Origin of the sequence: Winogradskyella sp. (assembly GCF_028282165.1) — a bacterium.
In the GTDB taxonomy this organism is placed as follows: domain Bacteria; phylum Bacteroidota; class Bacteroidia; order Flavobacteriales; family Flavobacteriaceae; genus Winogradskyella.
The window spans coordinates 1-25,569 of the sequence record NZ_JANQIM010000011.1; the positions used below are offsets into that span (position 1 = coordinate 1).

Below are 25,569 nucleotides of genomic sequence, written 5' to 3' on the forward strand. Positions count from 1 at the left end.
GTTTAGCCATCCCGAGGGCTATGTAGAGCGCAAGACCTCTGGTAGTTATAACTATGCCTATCAATATAAGGACCACTTGGGTAACATTAGGTTGACCTACATGGATAATAATGGTAGCCTGGATATTATTGAGGAGCATAACTACTATCCTTTTGGCTTAAAACATAAAGGGTACAACGACGTCGTATCTGCCAACGCCAACAGTATTGCGCAGAAGTTTAAGTATAATGGTATTGAACTAGAAGAGTCTCTTGGTGTAGATTGGTACGAGATGGACGTTAGACAGTACGACCCTGCAGTTGCTAGGTTTACCTCCATTGACCCAGTGATACATTATGATTTCTCCACTTATAATGCGTTCGATAATAATCCGGTTTTTTGGGCTGATCCTTCTGGTGCTAATGCAGGGTGTCCTAGTTGTCAAACAGAAGAAGATTGGGAAAATTATTATTCTCAAGCGGAGAATACTGCCATGATGGTTGGTGATGAAAGTGCTTATGATGGCTTTGGGCGGGTTACTTCAATGTTAGATGAAAATGGTAACAGTCTGGTCTATCTTGACGGTGAACTACAAGACCTAGTTGTTTATGACAACTGGCTTGATGCGGTTTCAAGTACGATTAGCGATGGATTATTAATCGAGGCACCACTTCTTCTAGGCAAGGTAATTAGTAACGTATTCAAAAGTGGTGGGGACGAAGCAGTTGAAGCTGTAGTAAAAGCAGATAACCTGTCGGTATCTGAACAAGTAGTTGCAGAAGCCAAAAGGGTCAATCCTAATGCAAATACAACAACTCTTACCCCTGGCGAAAATGTAGGTTCCTCAATACCCGCAAGAAGTAAAAGCCAAACTTTTACAAAAGCTGAGAGAACTAAAATAAATGAAATTGGTTCTGCAGAAGGATGTCATACTTGTGGTACAACTAATTCAGGAAGGACATCAGGTAATTTCACACCAGACCATCAGCCACCAAGCTCATTAGTGCCAAACGGCACATCGCAAAGACTATATCCACATTGTGCAGGCTGCTCGGCTTCACAAGGTGGTACAGTATCATCATTAAGAAGAAAAGGTTATAATATATTTAACATTGATAATAATCTTCATAATTAGAATATGTATAAATACTCAATAATTGAAATTAAAGATTTTTTTGTTTCCCAAGGCCTTGACAAGATTTTTACGAAAGAATTTATTGTCAATAAAGGCGATTACACTGAAGAAGATGTAAAGTTTGTTCTTGATTATATCATCGAATATTTTGTGGACAGTAATAGTCAGATTAAAAATGGACAGACATTTGGGTTTGGTTCATGGTTATTACAGTTTATATTTGATAGAGAATACATTAAACTAATGGAATTAAAAGATATTGACAAAGAAGGCAATAATTTATTTCAATTTAGTCTCTCGAATTCTATCAAGCTCTATAGAGAACAATTTAGTTTGTGTGAAAGATATGGGTTAACTCCTAGTATCCCAAGAATAGGGCAAAAAATAGCTTTGACCACTGACGTATATGATGGTTCAGAAGTAAATGCCGTCAGATATGACTCACCAGAGCATATGTCAGGATGGTATTTGACATCGAATGATTATGATGGTGATATAGACTCTTTGAGTATTGATTATTTGTTCTACGTTATAAAAAGAAGACCTGATTTAGCTAAATTTTTGGCTCTACCAAGTGGGTATAGATTTTTTTTAGATGCAGAAGGTTCAGAAGTATGGAAAGATGAATAGTGCAATATGAAATTGGGGTAATGCAGTAAATTAAGATCATGGGTTAAAACATGATTTTAAATATTTGAAAACGGTAGTTAGATTAATTACCGTTTTCTACATTAAGGATAATAATTGTAAATTAAATATTCTTAACAAAAACAGACGTTCTTTAAAAATACTGTAATAAAAGCTAGAGACAGCGATTGAAAATTGTTAAAAGGTCAAAAAAATGGTCTTAGGTTACTATCCCTTTGGCCTAAAGTACAAGGGGTATAATGACGTAGTAAGTGCGAATGTGAATAGTGTGGCTCAGCGCTGGAAGTTCCAAGGACAAGAACACCAAGATGATTTAGGACTTGGGTGGATACAATTTAAATGGCGAATGCACGACCCAGCTGTAGGTAGATTTATAAGTATAGACCCATTGGCAGAAGACTATGTTCATAATGGCGTTTACAACTTCTCTGAAAATCGGGTCATTGATGGTATAGAGTTGGAAGGATTGGAATGGGAAGATTTTAGAGTCAGGCAAAAAGAAGAAAGATTAGCAAGGGGAGAAAGAACGACCAAAACAGAAGTTGCTGTTGGTGCAGGACTTGCAGCCCTAGGAGTCGCATCTGTAGCGACGGTGGTTTATGGCTTTAAAGCAGTTGGGACATTTTTACTGAAAGAAGCTGTAGAAGAAGGAGTCTCTCAAGCTACGGGTGGTTTAAGCGATTTTGTAGACTTAGGAAAGCTAGCGAAAAGTGGCATAGAATTAGGGATAAAAAAGATTAAATCTCATTTATCAAATCCAGACTTAAACTTAGACCCAGATATGGCAAATGATGTTATGCTGGATGATTTACAAAAAATTGCCAATGGAGAAATGGAGCCTACTGATATTCATAATGATTATTTCAATCATGAAATTAGAGAAAGTGAGCACGTGGCAAACGGGATGGATTATGACGCTGCCCATAGCCAAACTATTAAAGACCAAGGAATTGACCCATCGACTTCACAAAGTAGATTATATACACAAGAGGCTGTTAAAAAAGGAGATGAAGCCTTTGAGGAACAAGTCAATAATGAATTAAAAAAGCTCGATTAATGGGAAAGATACATAAACACTTTTGGAAATGGGATGATAAGATGTATGATCTCTCACCTTATAATTTAAGATCAAATATCGAAGAATTAATGGAGAATGGACTTATTATCAAGTCTAAAGATGATAGCTACGCTGGTGCAAATGGTTTTCCATGGTCAATAAATGAAAAGGAAGGAAAAGTATTTTCGGTTTTTTTTAATAGAGATGCATTCTTCCCTATTAATGATGATAAATCAGTTTGGAATTTAGAGTATAAGGATTTTATGCAAGTCATGAATCAAACTACAGAACTTGTTGATAAAGATTATGAAGGAGATAAACTATACGTAGTATTTAGAGATTTTTACGTTACCATATCAGGAATAATAGCAGGTAGTCGCTCAAAATAGTTAGATACTTAACAAACATTCAAAAAAGGATAGATATAATGTCTATCGGTAATGGTACAGATTAGTTGATAGATTAATTTTTAAGCACAAATCCCCGCTAGCGGGGATTTGTAACCTCGGACGATGGCTTTAGGGATGGCAATAATAATTTTAAATAAAACTTGGAAAAATGATTAAAAAATGCTTTGCCATTATAATAATATTTATATCAATTTTGAACTGTAAAAATGGTATAAAGGAAGTTAAAAAAAATGAGAAAATCGACCCCTTATTGAAAGAGGAAAGTATTAGTATAAAAATTAATGATACTCTCATAATAGGTGAAAGAAATTTTGGAAAAATTTTTACGAATAAGATTCTTCATGATACAATAAAGAGAACTAAGATGGACATAAGAGGTGCTACAGCATATATTAATTTGTATAATGATATAAACCGCGTTGAAGATGAAGTTCATCTTAGACAAAGTGACACGTTCTATCAATCTTCATTAAATTTTGAAAAAATTGAAATCCCTTTTTTTATTCAACCAAAGTTATCTGGTAATTATACAATAGTTGGAATAATTGATGAGCAAATAATCCTTGATGCGTATAAATCGAATGATTCTATGGATACGAGAGTAATTGAATTTCGACATTATCTCAAAAAGGATATATATGTTAAATCGAATTAGTAAAATTACTAGTCAGTTAAGAGGTTTGAAGAATATAGGAAAACTAACGGTTAATATAATGATATGTTTATGTTTTTTACTTAATGTAAGGACAATAAAATTGACTTAGAGAACAAAGTTAATAATACTGATACCCGAGCTATGTGGAGCGTAACGGCCCTGGTAGTTATAACTATGCCTATCAATACAAGGACCATTTGGGTAACATTAGGTTGACCTACATGGACAATAATGGTAGCCTGGATATTATTGAGGAGCATAACTACTATCCTTTTGGCCTGAAGTACAAGGGGTACAATGACGTGGTGAGTGCGAATGTGAACTCAGTGGCGAGTAAGTTTAAGTATAATGGGAAGGAGTTTAATGATGAGCTTGGCTTGGATTGGTACGATTTTCATGCTAGGAACTATGATGCAAGTTTAGGTAGGTGGATGAATATTGAACCATTAGCAGAGGATTATTATGAATGGTCTCCTTATAATTATATTTATAACAGTCCTTTAAAGTTTATTGATCCTACAGGTATGGGGCCTACTGATATTATTGTTGAGAATAATAGAGGAGAAGAGTTGGGTAGAATAGTTTTACCAGGCGAAGATGTAGTCATTACATTAGATACGGATACCAGTGTACCAGAACCTATTGTGGTAGACCCAGGAATCGAATCCGATGGAGAATCGGAGGGACCTGGTGCTGTTGGGCTTTCTTTCGAATATTCAGTAACACTAGGTGGTGGTTTTACAGCAGGAACAGACATAGTCTATTTCCTTAGTGGAGAAGATAAGGGAAATGCATACGTATTTGGTAAATTAGGTGCTACGATTGGTTTAGATGCTGAGATAGGCGCTGCCGGTACGGTTTCGTATTTTAACGAAGATGCTAATACTGATTTGAAAAATGCAAAAGGAATGGAGGGTAATTCGGCAGGATATGCTGCAGGTTTTGTTGTCTCAGGTGAATATGAATGGTCAAACGAAGATAACGCTAAAGGAGAACGATACCCAGGTCACAAAAGTACTACTACATGGGAAACATATAGTGTGGGAGGTGGTCTTGGCCTTGAAGCAGGAGCTAAGATGTTCTGGAATAGTTCTAAAATATTATTTGGAGGACCAATATTTAGTACAAATGAGAATTAAAAGGGTTATCTTAATTATAGTGTCCTCGCTAATCGTATTGGTTTTTTTCTTTGGTTTGAACAGATTGGGAAGAAAATCAAATATTGAAATAATAGTAAACGAGATTAGTGAGGGCTTCAAAGGTGTGATTGTTGATAAATACGCTCCAAGGGATACGCAACCCACACACTTAAAAATAAGAATATCAGAGACTTATATCAATGTTAGTCCTTACCGTGAAATAGTTGAAAGAGCTAGTATAGGTGACAGTATAATAAAACCAAAGAATGAAAATTACATTTACTTAATTAAACCTGATGGAAGAAAAACACGTATTTTTTACACAAAAATTTCATATGAAACAAGAAAGAGTAAATTTTTCCCGGAAGAGTGGAAAGATAAATGGTTGGAATCAAGTGCATGGGATCAAAAATAATAATATACTATATTTACTAATATGTGTTATTTTTTGTGTTACTCATGTTAATTCTCAAGAAAAAATAATCAATGAAGTTGTTACTGAAATCCTGGGAACTAACAAGTTTTCAATATTACAGAAAAGCGATAGTTCTCCTATAATACTCCAATTGAATGATACCGATTCATTACCTAAGAATCATAGTAAACATAGTAAGGCTATTCAATATCTAGAATCAAAAATATTGAACAAAGATGTTTATGTTCATATTTTAGGAACTAATGATAAGATTTATAATGGGTCCATTACATATGATTGTATTCCCAATAATGATAAAGAGACAAGGGATGAACAGCCGTGCCTTTCTTCAAATTTTTTGGATTTGGAACTAATCAAGTATGGTTATATTATTTACAAGGGTGATAACGAATTTCTTAAAAGGATGGGGAATGCCTCAAACTAGGAAATGAATTAGTAAATGTGCTAAATTCAAGTGGGAGTGTAGTAAAAGAGGTTATGAGGTAATTTAAATAATAGAAAACCAAATAGTTAGAGTGAAATCTAATTGTTGGTTTTTTGCTTTAAGTATATTAGTTCTTTATTAAAGATTATAAAAAGTACAACCCACCAGCTAAGTACAGGCTGTTTTTGGGAAAAAGTGAGGTCTTATAAGGATTCATTAAATCAAATTAAACAATGAGAAGATTAGCATTTAGACATTTTGCCGTTTTTATATCAATTATTTGTATATCATGCATTAACGAAAAGAAAGATTTTCAAATGAGTAAATCGGAACTATTAAAACTTATTGATTCCGAAGAACACTCAGAGAATTTCATTAAAAAATGGAATTTAGAATTGTGTTCAGAAAATGAAATCAAAAAGAAATATTGCTATAATAATGCTCTAATCACTTATCAAATTATTAAAAACGATGGATTTGTTTTAACCTTAAATAGTTATCCGTTTAATAATCATAAATATTTGATTGACGAGCTAGAAGAATCTTTTAAAAGCATGGATTTGAAAGATATAGATAATTATGACAAACATCTAGGAGAGTATGATTTGTCTTTTGGCAAGTATTATTATGATGATAATTATGAAATAATGCTTTCAGTTGCGAATTCGGAAAATGGTAAAGTTTATGTTATTACAGGAAATATTGTAAATGGCATAAGCCCTTAAGATAGTGACCTAAAATAGAACACCCACTAGCACGAATTTATTCATAAAACTACTATTATAATAAATAGGTATTTATCCGTTTGCTTCACTCGGATGTAATCTGTGCGATCTAGCAAAGATTTTAGGATAATATTTTGTTTATTTTCATTTGAAAATCATTTAATTAACGTAGTTTTTATATATTTATAATCTCCCTTAATTAATAGTTCATTTTATACATAACTTAGACTATAAACGCGCAATGGAGTACAAAAAAAGTATTGAGCGAGATGAATTAATTAGGGATTATACAGATGTTCTTTCCAATGGTTTTGGAACGATATTTTTGGGTGCAGGCATGTCGCAAAAAGCCGGTATTCCCAGCTGGAGTAATCTTATGGCTCCTATAGCAAAGGCTATGGAGCAAAATATAGAAGAAGTAAATGATTATTATCAACTGGCAGAACAATATGTACAGCTATATGGCCAAAGAACTCCACTCACTAATATTCTAATAAAAAAAATACAGGGGCGATATAGCCCTACGGATAATCATAGAATTATTTCGAGGCTTCCATTAAGGAAAATATGGACTTCAAATTTTGATACCCTTATAGAGAGTACCTATCGGGAAATCGGAAAAGAGGTCAATGTTATAAGTAGAGATATAGACCTTACATTTTCTAAATACCAACAGGTAAAGCTCTATAAAATTCACGGCTGTATCGATAAATCTCCAGAGAACTTAGTTATAACAAGAAGAGATATAGAAGGCTATACAAGCAATTATAACCAAATGCAGAAAGCTTTTGAAAATGCTTTGTCCGAAAACACATTTTTGTTTCTTGGTTTTAGCTTTGACGATATCAACTTTAGAACAATTCTTGGACGATTGCGTCATCATTTTGGTTCTAACCAGCGACAACATTATGCAATCTTAAAAAGCCCTGATGACAGAAGCAGTAGAAGTGATGAACTAAAGTTTAACTATACGGTCAATGACTTATCTAACTATGGAGTAAAAGTACTAGAAGTAGAGTCTTATGAAGAGATTTCATGGGTTTTAAAGGATATAGAAAGAGCTGTAGTGAGATCGAATATCTTTATTTCTGGAAGCTCAAAGTCTCTAAATTATCCTGAAAAAAATAAGAAACCCATTAATGAAAAGAAGAAGTATGTTAGCTCAATTAATGAAGAATTCGCTAAAGAAAAGAAGACGGGGTTTTATGAAAAGTTTCTTACCAAACTAGGGCACTCGCTTAGTGAAAATGAGTATAAATTGCATTCTGGTTTTGGTAAAGGTTCATGCGATGTCGTAATAGAAGGTGCAGCCAAATTTTTTGTAACTCAAAAATATTACCAAAAAGTATTTGACGCGTTAAAGATTTTTCCACTGCCTCATAGGTTCTCTCCTTTAGAAAAACAAAACAAGTATTATAGGGAAGGAATGATAGGGCCTTGCGGTATTTCAATAATACTAAGAGGCAATACCCCTAATTCAGATTATTTTAGCGGTACCAGAGATGAGTACGTTATTGCCAAAGGCATGAGCAGATTGTTACTGAGAGAGCAGTCAGACATCTTTTCTGAGATTAAGATCGACGAAGAATTTGGTGAAGATATTATAAAGAGACAGAAATCTTTATTTGTTGAAAAATCTTTTGAAATTTGGCACATGCACATTAGACTGTTTCAAGAACAATGGAAAATTGTTGTGAGATATATAGACATTGCCGTCCAAAATCTAAATAAACTAATAGAAAAAGAAACAAAGTCTAAAAAAGAGAATTTTACAAAGCTTAAAGAGGAAGACAAAACAAAATTCATAGCAGTTAGGCAGAGTGTTTTTTATTCGTTTTTTACACCCAAAAGTAATTTTGACCTAATCAGACAGGATAAGAGTAGCAAAAATTTACTTGTCGCTCTCGACAAAATTTCCGAGGACTTAAAAAAAGAAGTGCCAGAAAAACCAGACAAAGCATCAAAAATCAAAAACTATGTCCGTGTATTAAAGAGGCTTTTGGCAGGCGATAAGATTTACAGGGATATCTGTGAAGTTTTGTGGTATCTGGAAGAATATATAATCTTATGGGATTTCACTGGCCAAGATGAAAAAACAAAAGGCGGAGAACAAGGGAAAAATAAGTGCACAAATTTGAAAGATGAGATTAGTTCATTGCTTAAGAAAGGAATATTTAGTGAAGCAGATTCCACAAAGAGTAAAAAAACGAATGGCAATCAAAGAGAAGATACGAATGCCTCTAATGAAAACCCTATTAAGAAAAATTTTGGGGAAGATTTTGATTTTATAAATGCTGTCTTTAAGGATATAGATCAGATTAAGGATATTAATGAAGGTTTTGATAGGCTAAAATCCCAGAGGCTTATTATGGATATTAATGATTCTTCAAATGAAGATCAGGACGCTATTGAAGAATTTGATGACCTTGAGAAAGGTATAAGAAAAGTTCATCCTTACTTTTATCACAATAGCGATATTGACAAATTGCTTACGTTTCATGGAGACGCTCTATACATTTATAATCAACATAAAAGGAAGAAGGCAGAGTATCTTAGAATTACTACGACAATGTTAAGTCCTGCTAATGGCAAAAATTTTAAAACTAGCAAAAAGAAAATTGAAGATAGCATTGATTTAATAAATAATATTGATACTAACCATCAGATATTGTCTTACCCATACAGGTGTGGAACGCTAATTTTACCCGTTGGGCGATTAGGAGGTATGGGGTATAAGATTTGGAAGGAAGAAAGAGTAAGGTTTATCAATAGGTTTGCTAAAGACGAACGATTTCAACAACAGGTCGAAGTTAAAGGTGAAGGTAAAAGCAAAGAGTACTGGATGTATATTAAGCTTATCGAGGCCTATGATGAAATAGGCAAAGTTTCCGGTAACCAAGAAACACGAAATAATATTGACGATCCCCAAAAAGACTACACAGAAGATCTTTTAAATGAGATTTGGTTTTTGATTAAAATGTTCATGCCAAGCAACTCTAAAGAAGAGTTGAAAAAAATAACAAAAGCATATATCAAATATAAAGACGATCACGATAATGGGTCAAATAACACACCACCAGCTATAGCTTCTGTCTAAGGCTTGATGGTCGTCAATAAACTTAATAGTCGTAATACCCATTGTTATAATCACCTCGCGCACTTGGTGTTACCCGTTTTCGGTCTTTATAAATGGCCAAGTTGATGATTTCCACAAATTGTTCCTCTAATTCTTTGGTTTCATCTATAGTGGTTCCATAATTATCGGACTTATTGTAATAATCTACCACCAATTGTTTAGGGTCTTTTGGCTTAATAAAAGAAATAAAGTGCAGTACTTCAGACTTGCCAGAGTATTCATCGTCCTTATCGATTTTAAAGAAATACATCACGGCATCCTTCCCTTTTTCGGTTTTAAAATCACGTTTCATAAGGTAGGTCACGGAGTCTTTTTCTTTCTCGTAATTAGCATTTGCCAATAGTTTAGACTTGGCAAATTGCTGCTGACTAATATTAAGCGATTTTATCTTGTTGAGCAGTTTTGCTTCATCGAGTTCCTCTAAAAGCTTGTATTGGTTCTCTTCGTCTTCAACCAGTTTTTCAATGAGTGGTTTAGGGATACTTTCCTTGTTTTTAGCCAATAAAATATAGTACCTTACCAATGCAGAGGTTTCATCGACATTGAGCATTTTTTCAAAAAAGTCTTTGGCTGTGCGTTCTTTTCTGTAAGGAAATATTAAATTGACGTAAGTAGACAGATCATCGGAATACGAATTGTAACCATAGCCTGTATTGCTTAAGCTACGTTTTACTTCTATCTTACCATCATTAATAATTTGGTTCTTGTATTTGCTATAGGTTTTAGTCTTTATATAACCGCTATCTTTTACACGTGCCAATAAATCGTAAAGCGGTTGTTTGTATTCGTTAATGGTACTGTACTGTAAAATTTTAGGGTATAACGCAGCCTTTAACTCCAATGAATCCTTACGGTAATAATTATAAAAAATACCGCCTATACCACCTAATGGTAAATCGCGCTCCATTAAATCCATAGCCAATTCGTAGTTCTCCTTGTTGTTAGAGTCGAACAAGCCCTCTAAAATAGAAGATTGGGTTTGGGGATCGGAATAACTATCGTAATACAGCTGCTTAATAAATTTTAGATTATTCTTTAAGTCGATGTCTATAAGTTGACTCACTAAATACGATTTTATATTTAAGCGTTCTTTGTCAAATTCAAAATCCCTTAATACAGAGACAATATCCCTGCTATTGTAGGGCTTAAATTTGATGAGGCTATAAGACTCCAATACAATACTGTCGTTTTCCTTAAGCGCCTCAAAAAACTGTCGGGTTTTGTCCTTAAGGACATCTTTGCCCATTAAGGTATCAATGGGTGTAAAGGAATCGTAAAATTCGGTAACAAATTTAGACGGACCACTTATGGAATCTATTAAGGTCTTAAGTTCAAAAAGAACACCTTCTTTTAAGATATTTTTTACCATTACCTGTTTGGCACTGTTAGAATCCGTATAGGTAAAGCTATAGGTGTAAATGTCTTCTGTTCTTGATGTTGCACGATTACCAATTTTGAATTTTTTCTTAGGCGAATAGTAACGAGCACCATAGTTTACTTTACGTTCCGTGTCTTTCCATAAGCTATCCACATTATGGAACATTTGAAGATCGTGAAACTTGGTCCTGGTAATTTCTATTTGCTCATTGGCCTTAGTAGCATACGTTGTTGTTTTTGTTTTCTCTTCGTAATCCTTAGCATCTTTTTTGGCTCCATACATACCATAACCATAAGGATTAGGGATTGGTGCTTTGGCGTTTGTATGCACAGAAAAGTGTAATGAAGTATCGATAACTTTTTCAAAACCAGAATAATCAGTGGTGTTGAATTTAAATGAACTGAAGAAATCTGATTTTTCAGTTTCATTTTTCCCAACATAACCCAGCAAATAATAGCTTCCGTCTTTTACGATAGTTTTTAAATGTAGATTCTTACCAGAAACGGAATCTAAAACAGCACGAGATTCATAGGTTTTGTAGATTCCTTTCTTAAATCCACCATCAGCTTCTTCGAGCTTGTAATTTTTGTAAAGTGCATGATGAAAGTATTTAGCCTCAAAACTATCTTCTTCAATATAACCCAAATCGTGAAGCGCAGCTTCCTGCAAAAAATAGTAAGTATCATCTTTGTAGCCTTCTAATAGTTTTTTGCCATTATTGTCCATATTACTTGTGATGTAATATTCAGGAAAATTGACTTCGAATTTTTTGTTTGGAGATACAAATGTTTTACTAGTATTGGTAGGAGTTTTTAAAGCAATAGAATTAAAGATCTTGGCTTCGTGCTGTAATACAAAATCGCTACGGCCAGCATATTTTATAATGATAATTTCTAAAGGTGTCTGGTAAATATGATACTTCTGAAATTCCCCCTTTTTTGTTTTATTAACGATACTGAGACCCGGATAAGGGTCATTTAATTTTTCTTTTTTTACAATGTCTCCAGGAATATCTTCATACAATAAATCATCGATATCCTTTAACGTCATATTATCCTTTTCGTTAGGCAAGTACATAAAACGACTTATTCTATTAACCGTTAAGTAAGCTCCATTGGTCATATCGGGATCTAGATAATACTTCTGGCCCGCATAAGAGAATTCACGTAATTCATCGTACGTGTTGAGCCCTAAAAAACCATCAGGTGTTTTGTGTACTTTTAGTTGGGGAGCAACAAAAAGGCTATCGAGTTTGGTTTTTTGTGTTTTGCTATAATCCGTTTGTTCCGATGTTAAAGACTTAACGGTATAGCCACGTTGGCGCAACATATTTATCATGCCTTTTTCGCCAGGTAAATGCGCAGCACCTACACCTGCAAATACAGATTTATTGGGCATTAGGTCTACTAAAGAATTTACCATGTTTTCATTGCGGATAAAGAGCATGTTTTCCCTGTAAAATTCTGTGTTGACTCCTGCACCTATTGAATCTAAAAGATCCAGGTTTCTGTCGCGATAAAGATTTTCTTGAATTAGATAGGGGTTTTCCTTGGCATAAAGTTTCTGAAGCCAGGGATCTAAATCTTTTTTGTTAGCATTATAAGCCGCTTTTGTAGTTAAGTAACGCGATTCAGCCAAATCTTCCAAGCCGTAAATCTCTTTGCCGTTCTTTTTACCAGCCTGATAGATAAACATGTCTAAATACGTTTCCTCTTCAAAATTGTCTGCAGCATTATTTTTTCTGTACAAATAAGCATTTACAGCGCCATTATCCATTCGAACCGAAGCCCTTATAGCCATTTCCTCCGGATGTGATAACTTAAAAAGATCGGTGTAGAAGTTATTCCTGTAACTATTGTAAAAGGACATTTCATTAAGCATCATATCGTAATTAAAACCTGGCCATGTTGTTGGGTCAGATTCTAAAGCAATGCATTCACTTTTGTTTAAAGCTTTATAGAACACGTCATCTAAGCGAAAAGCTACTTTTTTGCTCACGTGCATGGTACCGTATAGATAAGACGGTTTTTGTAAGCCATTACCTGTAATTTCCCAAAGTAAACTCTGATATTTCTGTTGGGAAAAACATGTAATTGAAACTACAAATATTAGGGCTGTAAGAATTTTTTTCATTTCGTGCTAAATAATCAGGACTGGTAAAGATATTTAAATCGTAGAAATAGCCATAAACAATACTTAAAACTCGTTAAAAAACTCATATTATGGATATTCTATGTTAAAATAATAACAGTAAAAAACAAAAAACATTATCCGCGATAGCATTATAAATAAAACCAATGCTTAGCATTACACGGTATTCCCAAAAGGGTTGTATTTTTGCTTTTGAAAAAGAAAACGATGTCAAAAGGAATTTTATTAGTCAATTTAGGATCGCCAGACAGCCCAAATCCTAAAGATGTAAAAAAGTATTTAGGAGAGTTTTTGATGGACGAGCGTGTTATCGATGTACCGCTTTGGGCACGAACTCTGTTGGTAAAAGGAATAATCTTGAATACAAGGCCTAAGGCTTCTGCCAAGGCGTATCAAAAAATTTGGTGGGAAGAAGGCTCACCCTTAATTGTAATCTCAGAGCAACTCCAAAAAAAAGTACAGGGCCAGGTAGAATTTCCTGTAGCTTTGGCCATGCGCTATGGTAGTATGACCATAAAAAAGGGACTCCAGGAACTGGTGGATAAAGGTTGTACCGAAATTATGACTATTCCACTATACCCACAATTTGCCATGGCGACCACAGAAACTATCGATGTTAAGGTCGATGAATTGGTAGCAGAACATTTTCCTCAGGTAAATATTACAAGAACACCTGCTTTTTATCATCGGGAAGACTACATAAATGTCCTTTCTAAAAGTATAGCCGAAAGTCTTGAGGGCTTGGATTACGAACATATTCTTTTTAGTTATCACGGTGTCCCCGAAAGGCATATTCGTAAAAGTGATATTTCTAATGGAAACTGTAAGATGAATGGTAAGTGTTGTTTTAAAAAAGGAAGTCCACAGCACGAATTCTGCTACCGTCACCAATGTGAGATAACAACCATAAACGTAGCAAAGAAATTAAAGTTGAAAAACGGAACCTATTCTACCACGTTTCAGTCCAGGCTTGGTTTCGACCCTTGGTTAAAACCCTATACAGATAGAACCATAGAACGGATGGGAAAAGAAGGGGTTAAAAAAATGGCCATCGTTACACCGGCATTTGTTAGCGATTGCTTAGAAACCCTGGAAGAAATCGCAATGGAAGGAGAAGAGATTTTTCATGAAGTTGGAGGTGAAACCTTTACCGTTATCCCTTGCTTAAATGATCGTGATGATTTTGCCCAAGTGCTTTCTAACATGATTGAAGAATGGGCAAGCAATGGCCAACTTGGCCAAACTAGCTTGGCTTCGACGGCTAAAAAAACACTTTAACCGATTAATGGCTAAGGTAACCGCACAAGATTTAGGCACTGAACCTATTGGTAAATTACTGATAAGACAAGCTGTTCCGGCTTCTATAGGCATTTTAGTGATGTCCTTAAATATCTTGGTAGATACCATTTTTGTTGGGAATTGGATTGGACCAACCGCTATAGCAGCCATTAATGTGGTACTTCCGGTTTCGTTTTTTATCGCAGCCCTAGGAATGGCAATCGGTACTGGTGGTGCTTCCATTATATCTAGAGCTCTAGGTGCAGATAATCGTAAAAAAGCGTTAACGACTTTCGGTAACCAAATTACACTCACGCTTTTACTTACAGTTTCGTTAGTGATTCCAGGCTTATACTTTGTAGATGGTATTATACCAGCGTTTGGAGGTAAAGGAGCCATTTTTGAACCTGCTAAAATATATTATGTCATTGTCCTTTATGGTATTCCGTTCTTGGCACTCTGTATGATGGGAAATACAGTAATTCGCGCTGAAGGCAAACCAAAATTTGCCATGTATGCCATGATGATTCCTTCGGTTGGGAACTTGGTACTGGATTATGTTTTTATCCAGGTTTTTGATTTAGGAATGTATGGTGCAGCTTGGGCAACAACAGGATCTTATGTGTTATGCTTAGCATTTATTATCTGGTTTTTCTTTTCTAAAAACTCAGAATTACACATTACCGATTGTTTTTATAGGCTTCAACTACCCATAGTAAAAGAAATAGGAAGTTTGGGTTTTGTAACACTTTCGCGTCAGGCTATCGTTAGTGTTACCTATCTTTTAATGAATAATATTTTGTTTGATTTGGGAGGTGAAACTTCCGTTACGGCTTATGCTATTGTTGGGAGAATGTTGATGTTTGCCTTGTTTCCTGTTTATGGTATTACACAAGGATTTTTGCCCATTGCAGGGTTTAACTATGGCGCCGAAAAATACAAACGCGTAAGGGAAACCATCATGACGGCCATAAAATATGGCATAGGGCTTGCGGCAATCATATTTGTTTTTCTCATGGTATTTCCAGATGCTATTACACACCTCTTTACCCAAGATGTTGAAGTACTTAAGGAAACACCTCCAGCTATGCGCTGGGTGTTTGCTGCAACACCAATTATTGGCATACAATTAATCGGAGCTGCCTATTTTCAAGCTATAGGGAAAGCTACTCCTGCATTATTGTTAACACTATTACGTCAGGGGCTGTTCTTTATACCCTTGATACTTATTTTGCCGCGATTCTATGGAGAGCTTGGTGTATGGATGGCGTTCCCAATATCGGATGTTTTGGCAACTATAGTCACCACTTACTTTTTACATCGTGAAGTAAAGTTAAATTTATTGCCAAAAGAAACAGTATAATTTTTAATCCGTAATTTTAGGATTCTATAACTAACCTTAATTTTTTATGAAGTTTTTTGCTACCCTAACAGCTTTGTTGCTCTCATTTTTTAGTTTAAATCTAGAATCACAGAACTTTCAAGAGTCAGATTATGGCGCTTTGGAATATCGTCTTTTAGGACCTTTTAGAGGAGGACGCAGCGCAGCTGTAACAGGTGTGCCTAATCAACCTAATTTATACTATTTTGGTTCTGCTGGAGGGGGTATTTGGAAAACAACCAATGGCGGACGCCAGTGGGAAAATATCTCCGATGGTTATTTTGGTGGCAGTATTGGTGCTATCGCTGTTTCTAAAAGTGATCCCAATGTGATTTATGTGGGTGGTGGAGAAAAAACGGTAAGAGGTAATGTATCCTCTGGTTATGGTATTTGGAAAAGTGTTGATGCTGGTAAAACCTGGACAGCTTCAGGATTACCAAAATCGAGACATGTACCGCGTATTGCTATTCATCCAACCAATCCTAATATAGTTTATGCTGGTGTGTTGGGAAACATCTATAAACCAACCCAAGAGCGTGGTGTCTATAAGAGTACCGATGGTGGGAAGACCTGGAAAAAGACCTTGTTTTCTAATGAATATGCAGGTGTAGTGGATTTAATTATGGATCCAACAAATCCAAGAATACTTTATGCATCGACGTGGCGAGTACAGCGCACACCTTACAGTCTAAGTTCGGGAGGCGAAGGTTCAGCACTATGGAAAAGTACGGATAGTGGCGAGACCTGGACAGAGATTTCAACCAAAAAAGGATTTCCCGAGGGTATTCTAGGAATTATTGGAGTTACGGTTTCTCCAGTTAACAATCAACGTGTTTGGGCCATAGTTGAAAATAAAGATAAAGGAGGCTTATATAGAAGTGAAGATGGAGGTGAAACATGGACACAAGTGAATAGCGAACGAAAATTACGCCAACGCGCTTGGTACTATACACGTGTGTATGCAGATACGGAAGATATCAATACCGTTTATGTTTTAAACGTACGTTATCACAAAAGTACAGATGGTGGAAAAACATTCAGTACTTACAATGCGCCTCATGGTGATCATCATGATTTGTGGATAGCACCCGATAATCCACATCGCATGATTATTGGCGATGACGGTGGAGCACAGGTTACCTATGATGGTGGTGAAACCTGGAGTACCTATCACAATCAGCCTACATCCCAATTCTATAGGGTAACAACAGATAATGCATTCCCGTATCGAATCTACGTGGCGCAACAAGATAATTCAACCATCAGAATTCCACACCGAACCGATGGTTGGTCTATTGATGAAGACGATTGGGAAAGCACAGCCGGTGGCGAATCGGCTCATATTGCTATCGACCCAGAAGACAACGACATTGTTTATGGTGGAAGTTATGATGGGTTTTTAACACGTGTTAACCATAAAACAGGAACCGTTAGAGCCATTAATGTGTGGCCAGATAACCCTATGGGCCATGGTGCAGAAGGTATGAAATACCGTTTCCAATGGAATTTTCCGATCATATTTTCCAAGCACAATCCCAATCGCTTATATACCTTTTCACAGCATGTCCATGTTACAGAAAATGAAGGACAGTCTTGGGATATTATTAGTCCGGATTTAACACGTAATGATCCTGAAAAATTAAAATCCTCAGGAGGTCCAATTACTCAGGATAACACGTCGGTAGAATATTACTGTACCATTTTTGCAGCACAAGAATCGCCATTAAAAGAAGGTTTGCTTTGGGTGGGAAGTGACGATGGTTTGATACATGTTACTAAAGATGGAGGAAGGACTTGGGATAATGTAACTCCCAAAGGGATGCCAGAATGGATGATGATCAACAGTATAGAGCCGAGCGCTTTCGAAGAAGGAACCTGTTATGTGGCAGGAACCAAGTATAAAACAGGAGACTTCGCGCCCTATCTATACAAAACCACAGACTATGGTAAAACTTGGAAGAAGATTACCAACGGCATTAATGAGGAACATTTTACTCGAGCTTTAAGGGAAGACCCAAAGCGAAAAGGGTTGTTGTATGCTGGTACCGAAACGGGGATGTACATTTCATTTAATGATGGCAAAGACTGGAAGCCTTTTCAATTGAATTTGCCAGTAGTGCCAATCACTGATTTAACGCTAAAAGATGATAATCTCATAGTCGCTACGCAAGGACGAAGCCTTTGGATCATTGATGATTTAACGATTATACATCAGTTGTACGATGCAGATTTGAGCAAAGATGTATTGTTCAAACCTAAGGATTCTTATAGAGTTCGTGGAGGAAGCAGAAAAGGCAGCAAAACTACAGGAACCAATCATCCCAATGGTGTGATCACCTATTTTAATCTGAAAGATTACAAGGAAGACGATAAAGTATCCTTAACCTATTTTGACACCAAGGGTGATACCATAAAGACCTTTTCAACAACTGAAAAAGAGAACAAGCTAACTGTAAAAAATGGGGCGAATCAATTTGTTTGGAATATGACCTATGACGGAGCAGAGCGCCTGAAGGGTATGATATTATGGTGGGCCAGTTTAGATGGGCCACGAGCCATTCCTGGGAAATATAGAGTAAGTTTGAATGTGAATGATGAAGAACAATCTCAAGCGTTTACAATTCTTGCCGACCCCAGATCAGAAAGTACTTTAGCAGATATGCAAAAGCAGTTTGAATTTATCAAGAGTGTAAACAAGACCATGGATGAAGCCCATAAGTCCATTAAGAAAATTAGAAAGATAAACGCACAGCTTGCGGCCTTTCAAAAGCAATATAAGGATGATGATTCTGTGAAAGATTTAGTAGAAAAAGCAAAAGCCTTAGAAGAGCAATTGTCTAATATTGAAAAAGAACTGTACCAAACCAAAAACAGAAGTAATCAGGATCCCTTGAATTTCCCGATTAAGCTCACCAATAAGTTAGGTCACTTAAATTCTTTGGTGCGAATGGGAGACTTTGCTCCGACTGAGCAAGATATTGCCGTAAAAAATGAATTGACTGCTAAAATTGAAGAACAACTAACTGCATTTAATATCATTTTAAATGATGAAGTTAAAGCGTTTAATGTTTCCTTTAATGAGAAAAAATTGAATTATTTATTTGTTGAGGATTAATGGAATACAACTATATAAAATCACTGCACCTCATTTTTGTTATTACTTGGTTTGCAGGCCTGTTTTACATCCCTAGATTGTTTGTCTACCAGATAGAGGCGTTTCATAAGCCATCGCCAGAAAAGGAAATATTGGGCAAACAATTGAAGCTCATGGCCAAACGTCTCTGGTATATCATAGCATGGCCTTCAGCCATATTGGCAACTATATTTGCCATTTGGTTAATTATTTTACAACCTGTTTGGTTAGAGCAAGGTTGGATGCACGTAAAATTAGCGTTCGTTTTACTGCTTTTTGTATACCATTATAAAACCCATGTATATTATAAGCAGTTGCAAAAGGACGAGGTTAAGGTGACATCTAACTTTATGCGTATCTGGAATGAAGGTGCTACGTTTATTCTGTTTGCCGTAGTATTTTTGGCAATTCTAAAAAATGCTATCAACTGGATTTATGGTGTCGTTGGCATCATTGTATTGGGCATTCTTCTAATGCTAGGGTTTAGACTTTATAAAAATATCCGAGCAAAAAATCCGGAAGCTTAAATAAATCACAAAGCCCAAGCACTAAATCCCAAGGTATAAATTCATTGGGATTTGATTTTTGAAAATTGGAAATTGCAAGTAGTGCCTTTGGTGCGATTATTGCTATATTTAGTGCATTGTTAAGACGATGAAAATTAAAAAGCTATCCTTAAGATCGAGAATATTTATAGCCATGATTCTGTTGGTGTTTTTAGCATCGATTTTAATTGCAGCGGTTACCATCTATCAATATAATGAAGAGGCCAGGGATTATCACAAAGAACGTTTAGAGCGAAAAGAAAAGGCCATACGTAAAAGTATAGATTTTACCATCCAAGAAACCACCTATCCCGTTACCACGGAGAATGTGCCATTGATTTTTAAGGAAGCTATTTTTGATATTGATGCCATTCATAATCTTCAAATTAATCTGTACGATTTAGAAGGTCAACTTTTAGTAAGCTCTAAGCGCACAATTCAACGCGATACTACCGAACTATGCTTAGACGCTGAAGTTTTAAATGCATTGTCGAACACTCTAGAACATCGTCATGTTATAAAACAAGTTGAAAACGGACAGACATTTCAATCGTCATACTCCTATATTACTGATGAAAGGTTTAAGAACTTAGCCATTCTTAATTTACCGTATTTAGAGAATGATGACTTTCTCAACAAAGAGCTGAATGAGTTTCTATTACGATTGGGTTATGCGTATCTGGCTATGATTTTAGCGGCAATTGTGTTTGCCTATTTTATATCTAAGTATATCACAAAGTCATTGAAAACGATTAGTGATAAAATGAATGAAACACGACTTGAAAAGCGCAACAAAAAAATTCAAATAGACTCTACTAGTGAAGAGATAGAAAGCCTTGTCAACTCTTATAACAGTATGATTGATGAGTTAGAAGCAAGTGCCGTAAAACTGGCCACGAGTGAACGCGAGCAAGCCTGGAGAGAAATGGCTAAACAGGTTGCCCATGAGATTAAAAATCCTTTAACGCCAATGCGATTAAGCGTTCAAAGCTTTCAAAGGAAATTTAATCCAGAAGATAAAAACATAGACCAAAAGGTACAGGAATTCAGTAATACTTTAATTCAGCAAATTGATACCATGAGTTCCATAGCCTCGGCTTTCTCAAATTTTGCAAAGATGCCAGCCCAAAAAAGCGAAGAACTGGATGTTGTATATATTGTTAGGCTAGCATTGGATATTTTTAACGAACATTACATTTCGTTTGAAGCTGAAGAAGAGGAAATTATCGCCAAATTTGATCGTACGCAATTAATTAGAGTGGTGACCAATCTTGTAAAGAATAGTATTCAGGCGATGCCTAAGGATAAAATAGACCCAAGGATTGATGTTAAGGTTTTTACAGATGGCGATTTGGTAAAGATTACAGTAAAGGATAATGGCTCTGGCATTTCTGACGAAACAAAATCAAAAATTTTCGAACCCAAATTCACAACAAAAACCAGTGGAATGGGACTTGGGTTGGCTATGGTAAAAAATATTGTGGAAACCTTTGACGGAAGTATTACCTTTACAACTAGAGATGGCAAAGGAACGACTTTCACTGTTGCATTTCCAAAGAAATCAACTACTATGGAATAGAAATCCATAGTCTTAAATAAAATTCTTTTTAGGGTTGGGTGGGTTGTCATTCCGAATGAGATATGAAGTGGAATCTCATAATTTTGATGTATGATGAGATTTAGCTACGCTGAACCTTCGGTTTCTCACTTTAGCCTGTTTTGAGCCCTTCGACTGCGCTCAGGATAAACTAGAGTCGAAAGATTCGAATAGACAAAAATTTTATAGAAACTAAAGTAACAGCAACGAAATTACAAGATTTTAACCTTTAACTAGATAATACAAAAAATGGCTTACGAAAATATACTATCAGACTACCAAAACGGAATTACAACCATTACCATTAACAGGCCCAAAAAGCTTAATGCCCTAAACAAGGACACCATTCAAGAATTGCATGATGCTTTTGATGAAGCCAATAATGATCCAGATACCAAAGTTATTATTATAACTGGAAGTGGAGAAAAAGCCTTTGTTGCCGGTGCAGATATTAGCGAATTTGCTGATTTTAGCGTAGAAGAAGGAGGGCAACTCGCAGCACAAGGCCAAGCCATATTATTCGATTTTGTTGAAAACCTTGGAACACCTGTCATTGCTGCCGTGAATGGATTTGCACTTGGCGGTGGTCTAGAGCTAGCGATGTCTTGTCATTTTAGGGTAGCGAGCATTAATGCCAGAATGGGACTGCCAGAGACCTCTTTAGGTGTTATCCCTGGTTATGGTGGTACCCAGCGTTTGCCTCAACTTGTGGGTAAAGGACGAGCTATGGAAATGATAATGACGGCTGGCATGATCGATGCCAACCAAGCACTAAGTTATGGTTTGGTCAATCATGTTGTAGAACAAGCTGAATTATTGCCACTTTGTGAAAAAATTGCTGGAAAAATTATGCGTAATTCCTCAGTTGCCATTGCAGAAGCCATAAAATCAGTCAATGCAGGTTACAAAGATGGTGTCAATGGGTTTGATACTGAAATTAAATCTTTTGGTAACTGTTTTGGGACAGAAGACTTTGCAGAAGGTACTACAGCATTTTTAGAAAAACGCAAAGCTGATTTTCCAGGCAGATAGGCTCAAAAAACAACTCTACTGTACTTTGGCATTATAATATCTTCCGTCTACAATGACATGAATTAAATAAAATGGGCCAAAGAAGAAAATACCTAATAATAAAATAGGGCTCAAAACCAATAACAAGAAGTGTTTCTTTTTCATGATTCTATTTTTTTACAAATTTCAGTGCTTTTTAAATTATTGAAAACAAGTATTTTAACTAATTAGTATGCGATTTTAACCTGTTTTATCTCGACTTTTAGTCGTGGTTTTCATCATTTTTTTACAGTATACATGTTCTATTTTTGTTGATAAATAAAACATATGTGATAATTATAATTGTATTTTGTTTGTAATTTTACAAATATAATTACTAATATGTTTAATAAAAGAATAATCAAAGGTCGAGGAGCCCAAAGCAATGTTCATAACCGCTTTTTTGAGCTATCTCACGAAATGCGAGATGATTTTTTGGAGTTTTGCGAAAAAGAAGGAGAGACGGCAGATAAGAATAAAACCTTATATCTCGATGTATTCCCTAAAACTATAGTCAATAAAGTGACAAGTCCAGATGTTGGCATGGCTTATTCTATGAACATGTATCAAGGCTGCGAGCATGGGTGTATCTATTGCTATGCTAGAAATAGCCACGAGTATTGGGGTTTTAGTGCAGGTTTGGATTTCGAAAGAAGAATCTTGGTAAAAAAAAGTGCACCACAGCTTTTGCAAGCATTTCTAAAGAAGAAAACTTGGAGAGCCCATCCAATTGTGATGTCTGGTAATACAGACTGTTATCAGCCAGCGGAGCAAAAGTTTCAACTTACAAGACAATGCCTAGAAGTATTTTTAAAATATAAGCATCCAACGGCTATCATTACAAAAAATGCATTGGTTTTAAGGGATTTGGATCTTCTAAAACAATTAGCGAAAGATGATTTGGTTTCAGTCAATGTATCTATAACCTCATTGTCTGAAGAGACAAGACGCATATTAGAACCAAGGACAGCAACCATTAAAAGACGTCTTAAGGTAGTGAAAGAACTGGGCCATCATGGAATTCCTGTTAACGTAATGTTGGCACCAATAATTCCATCTATTAATAGCCATGAGATCTTGCCGATGGCCAAAGCCGTATCTGAAGCAGGAGCTTTAAGTATTGCCCATACCGTTGTAAGGTTAAATGGTGCCATAGGTGAAATCTTTACCGATTGGATTAGAAAGACCTTACCGGAAAGAGCTGATAAAGTGCTGCATCAAATAGAGAATTGCCACGGAGGTAAATTGAACGAAAGCAGATTTGGCGTAAGAATGCGAGGAGAGGGACATATTGCAAAACAAATCAATGATTTAGTGGCATTGGCAAGATTAAAATACTTTAAGAACAAAACTATGCCAAAGCTTAATACGGAATTGTATGAGCAATATAGAGATGGACAAATGAAATTATTTTAATTAAAAAAGTGGACTTAAAAAAGCCCACTTTAATACTAATAAATAACTAATATATAAACAATCAATTTATATTCTAAAATGTTCAACGTATACTCTATCGTTAGATCTAATAATTGCCATGTAGTCACCAGGAAATCTTTTGTCTAATTGATAGACCCTATTTAAAACCTTTCCGCCTGTAATGGTTTCAGAGTGAAATAAATCATTTTCAAAATAAAGCTCAACTTTCATCTCCTTAGCGTCTAAGGCCAATTTTGAGATGATTACTTTAGAGTCTTCAGTTCTAAATACAGGCTTAAAGATCTTGGCTTTAGTATTATCAATAGAAGTAATACTGTGATCTTTTACTTCCACAGAGTTGATTTCAATCTCAAAAGCATTGGTGACTTCTACTGTATAGACACCGTCCTTTAATTGGGTGAAATCAAAAAATTCAGTGATATTTCCATTGTAATTGATTTCTCCACTAAAAATTTCTTTACCTGATGCATCTGTAACCGATATATAGTTGCCTTTTTTTACTTCGTAAGATGTAGGTAAATCACTAGTCGTCTTATTCGCGTAGCTTGTATATGTTCCCAACATTACCGCTACTACTAAAATGTTTCTAACTACTTTTTTCATTGTTTTCATTTTTTGGGGTTAAACTAATTTAACACTGCAAAGATATTTTAGAGGATAGTGTTAGAAAACAAGGATTTTGGCATATTTATATTCTAAATTAACCATATATTTAGATATTGACTTATATAATGTTAAAATAGCATATATTAATGATAATTGTATATAGGTTTTGCTTTTTATTTACGACTAACTTTGTATTAATCTGAAAATGATGAGTACTAGAAAACCCACTTTAGAGAAAATTAGTCCAGAGTTTGGAAGCTCCATGCGCGTAATAAAGCACGAGGCTTATATTGGTGAAAAAAAACCTTTTTGGCATTTTCACCCAGAGATTGAATTGGTCTATGTGAATAAAGGTAAAGGCAAGCGTCATATAGGTAACCATTTGTCGTATTTTAATAACAGTCAACTTTTATTGATTGGTTCTAATCTACCACATAATGGATTTACAGATCGTCTCACTGTAAATGGTACAGAAACTATTGTTCAGTTTAGACCTGAATTTTTAGGGGAGCATTTTTTTGGAGTTCCAGAAATGGAGAGCATCAATAATTTGTTTGAACGTGCCAAAAACGGTATTCTATTTGGTATTAAGACCAAAAAGAAGATTGGACAAAAGATAGAAAAGCTATCAGAAAAAGAAGGCTTTAAGAAGATATTGGTTCTTCTCGAAATTTTACATGGACTTGCCAAGGCTGAAGATTACACGATTTTAAATGCAGATGGTTATACATTTGAGACCGAACCACAAGATAGTGCTAAGATTGACAAAATTTTTAAACATATCAATGACAACTTTAATGACCATATAAGCCTAGACGAGATTGCAGACAAGGTAAGTATGACTGTTCCTGCATTTTGTAGATACTTCAAAAAAGTTACGGGAAAAACCTTTACCAAACTCGTAAATGAATATCGTGTAGTGCACGCAACCAAGCTCTTATCCGAAAGTCAGATGAGTATTACCGATATAAGTTATGAGTGCGGATTCAATAATTTTTCGCATTTCAATAAAGTATTTAAAGAATTTACAGGTAAAAGTGCGTCAAAGTATAGAAGTGAATTAAAACTCATGGTGCAATAGAAACCATATTATCATGGATAAAAAGATAGACATAGCTATAGAATACTATTATAAAAAAGGACAAAATATCTTGGATAAGGTAAATTCAAAGTCTAATATAACAGCAGATGAGCTCATTAAATATGGGGAAGAAATGGCTATTATAGAGTATAAACTAACTGCACTTGAAGTGGCGAAGGAGAATTAAT

Annotated in this window: 22 protein-coding genes; 19 read left to right on the top strand and 3 right to left on the bottom strand. The window is 35.4% G+C overall.

Translation table 11 applies throughout. The features are described from left to right. The 10 genes from Q0972_RS04925 to Q0972_RS04970 form a co-directional block, all read left to right on the top strand. Positions 1-1,114, top strand: a 1,114-nt coding sequence (locus Q0972_RS04925) for an RHS repeat-associated core domain-containing protein (RefSeq protein WP_299363357.1), incomplete at its 5' end; no start/stop codon positions are given. Between the two features lie 3 nt (positions 1,115-1,117). Further along, positions 1,118-1,744 (top strand): DUF4261 domain-containing protein, encoded by a 627-nt coding sequence (locus Q0972_RS04930; RefSeq protein ID WP_299363360.1) that lies wholly within the window; start codon positions 1,118-1,120, stop codon positions 1,742-1,744. 211 nt (positions 1,745-1,955) lie between these two features. Next, positions 1,956-2,819, top strand: coding sequence for an RHS repeat-associated core domain-containing protein (locus Q0972_RS04935; protein WP_299363362.1), 864 nt, complete (start codon positions 1,956-1,958; stop codon positions 2,817-2,819). Continuing rightward, entirely contained in the window at positions 2,819-3,208 is a 390-nt protein-coding gene (locus tag Q0972_RS04940) for a hypothetical protein (protein ID WP_299363364.1), read from the top strand. Before Q0972_RS04935 ends, Q0972_RS04940 begins: the two co-directional genes overlap by 1 nt. 169 nt (positions 3,209-3,377) lie before the next feature. Then, complete coding sequence (locus Q0972_RS04945; RefSeq protein WP_299363366.1) at positions 3,378-3,884, top strand: hypothetical protein; 507 nt, start codon at positions 3,378-3,380, stop codon at positions 3,882-3,884. 143 nt (positions 3,885-4,027) lie between these two features. Next, positions 4,028-5,023 (top strand): RHS repeat-associated core domain-containing protein, encoded by a 996-nt coding sequence (locus tag Q0972_RS04950; protein WP_299363368.1) that lies wholly within the window; start codon positions 4,028-4,030, stop codon positions 5,021-5,023. A 64-nt stretch (positions 5,024-5,087) separates the two neighbouring features. Then, positions 5,088-5,438, top strand: coding sequence for a hypothetical protein (locus Q0972_RS04955; RefSeq protein ID WP_299363371.1), 351 nt, complete (start codon positions 5,088-5,090; stop codon positions 5,436-5,438). Beyond that, positions 5,359-5,883, top strand: a complete 525-nt coding sequence (locus Q0972_RS04960) for a hypothetical protein (RefSeq protein WP_299363372.1) — start codon at positions 5,359-5,361, stop codon at positions 5,881-5,883. The genes Q0972_RS04955 and Q0972_RS04960 overlap by 80 nt, the downstream gene beginning before the upstream one ends. 233 nt (positions 5,884-6,116) lie before the next feature. Continuing rightward, on the top strand, positions 6,117-6,608 hold the full coding sequence (locus Q0972_RS04965; RefSeq protein ID WP_299363374.1) for a hypothetical protein: 492 nt from the start codon (positions 6,117-6,119) through the stop codon (positions 6,606-6,608). Between the two features lie 241 nt (positions 6,609-6,849). Continuing rightward, complete coding sequence (locus Q0972_RS04970) at positions 6,850-9,705, top strand: SIR2 family protein (RefSeq protein ID WP_299363376.1); 2,856 nt, start codon at positions 6,850-6,852, stop codon at positions 9,703-9,705. 22 nt (positions 9,706-9,727) lie between these two features. Here Q0972_RS04970 and Q0972_RS04975 read toward each other — a convergent pair whose 3' ends face one another. Continuing rightward, positions 9,728-13,255, bottom strand: coding sequence for a TraB/GumN family protein (locus Q0972_RS04975; RefSeq protein ID WP_299363378.1), 3,528 nt, complete (start codon positions 13,253-13,255; stop codon positions 9,728-9,730). Between the two features lie 225 nt (positions 13,256-13,480). Between Q0972_RS04975 and hemH the strand changes: the two genes are divergently transcribed. The 6 genes from hemH to Q0972_RS05005 all read left to right on the top strand — a co-directional run bounded on the left by hemH (position 13,481) and on the right by Q0972_RS05005 (position 22,239). Beyond that, positions 13,481-14,551 (top strand): ferrochelatase, encoded by a 1,071-nt coding sequence (hemH, locus tag Q0972_RS04980; RefSeq protein ID WP_299363380.1) that lies wholly within the window; start codon positions 13,481-13,483, stop codon positions 14,549-14,551. Between the two features lie 7 nt (positions 14,552-14,558). Continuing rightward, positions 14,559-15,914, top strand: coding sequence for an MATE family efflux transporter (locus Q0972_RS04985; protein ID WP_299363383.1), 1,356 nt, complete (start codon positions 14,559-14,561; stop codon positions 15,912-15,914). Between the two features lie 46 nt (positions 15,915-15,960). Continuing rightward, a complete protein-coding gene (locus tag Q0972_RS04990) occupies positions 15,961-19,047 on the top strand; it encodes a glycosyl hydrolase (protein WP_299363385.1) in 3,087 nt (1,028 codons plus the stop codon). After that, positions 19,047-19,592 carry a CopD family protein gene (locus Q0972_RS04995; RefSeq protein WP_299363388.1) on the top strand — a complete coding sequence of 182 codons (546 nt, stop codon included), beginning with the start codon at positions 19,047-19,049 and terminating at the stop codon, positions 19,590-19,592. The genes Q0972_RS04990 and Q0972_RS04995 overlap by 1 nt, the downstream gene beginning before the upstream one ends. A 127-nt stretch (positions 19,593-19,719) precedes the next feature. Continuing rightward, a complete protein-coding gene (locus Q0972_RS05000; protein WP_299363390.1) occupies positions 19,720-21,189 on the top strand; it encodes an ATP-binding protein in 1,470 nt (489 codons plus the stop codon). Between the two features lie 267 nt (positions 21,190-21,456). Then, positions 21,457-22,239, top strand: a complete 783-nt coding sequence (locus Q0972_RS05005; protein ID WP_299363393.1) for an enoyl-CoA hydratase-related protein — start codon at positions 21,457-21,459, stop codon at positions 22,237-22,239. 15 nt (positions 22,240-22,254) lie between these two features. Here Q0972_RS05005 and Q0972_RS05010 read toward each other — a convergent pair whose 3' ends face one another. After that, complete coding sequence (locus Q0972_RS05010) at positions 22,255-22,383, bottom strand: hypothetical protein (RefSeq protein WP_299363396.1); 129 nt, start codon at positions 22,381-22,383, stop codon at positions 22,255-22,257. Positions 22,384-22,599: 216 nt separating this feature from the next. Between Q0972_RS05010 and Q0972_RS05015 the strand changes: the two genes are divergently transcribed. Continuing rightward, positions 22,600-23,673 carry a PA0069 family radical SAM protein gene (locus Q0972_RS05015; protein WP_299363399.1) on the top strand — a complete coding sequence of 358 codons (1,074 nt, stop codon included), beginning with the start codon at positions 22,600-22,602 and terminating at the stop codon, positions 23,671-23,673. Positions 23,674-23,739: 66 nt separating this feature from the next. On the opposite strand, the gene Q0972_RS05020 is transcribed toward Q0972_RS05015, so the two are convergent. Beyond that, entirely contained in the window at positions 23,740-24,297 is a 558-nt protein-coding gene (locus tag Q0972_RS05020) for a hypothetical protein (RefSeq protein WP_299363400.1), read from the bottom strand. Positions 24,298-24,508: 211 nt separating this feature from the next. Between Q0972_RS05020 and Q0972_RS05025 the strand changes: the two genes are divergently transcribed. Beyond that, positions 24,509-25,381, top strand: a complete 873-nt coding sequence (locus Q0972_RS05025; RefSeq protein WP_299363401.1) for an AraC family transcriptional regulator — start codon at positions 24,509-24,511, stop codon at positions 25,379-25,381. 13 nt (positions 25,382-25,394) lie between these two features. Next, positions 25,395-25,568: a hypothetical protein gene (locus Q0972_RS05030; protein WP_299363402.1), complete on the top strand. Its 174-nt coding sequence runs from the start codon at positions 25,395-25,397 to the stop codon at positions 25,566-25,568. The last annotated feature ends 1 nt before the right edge of the window (position 25,569 follow it).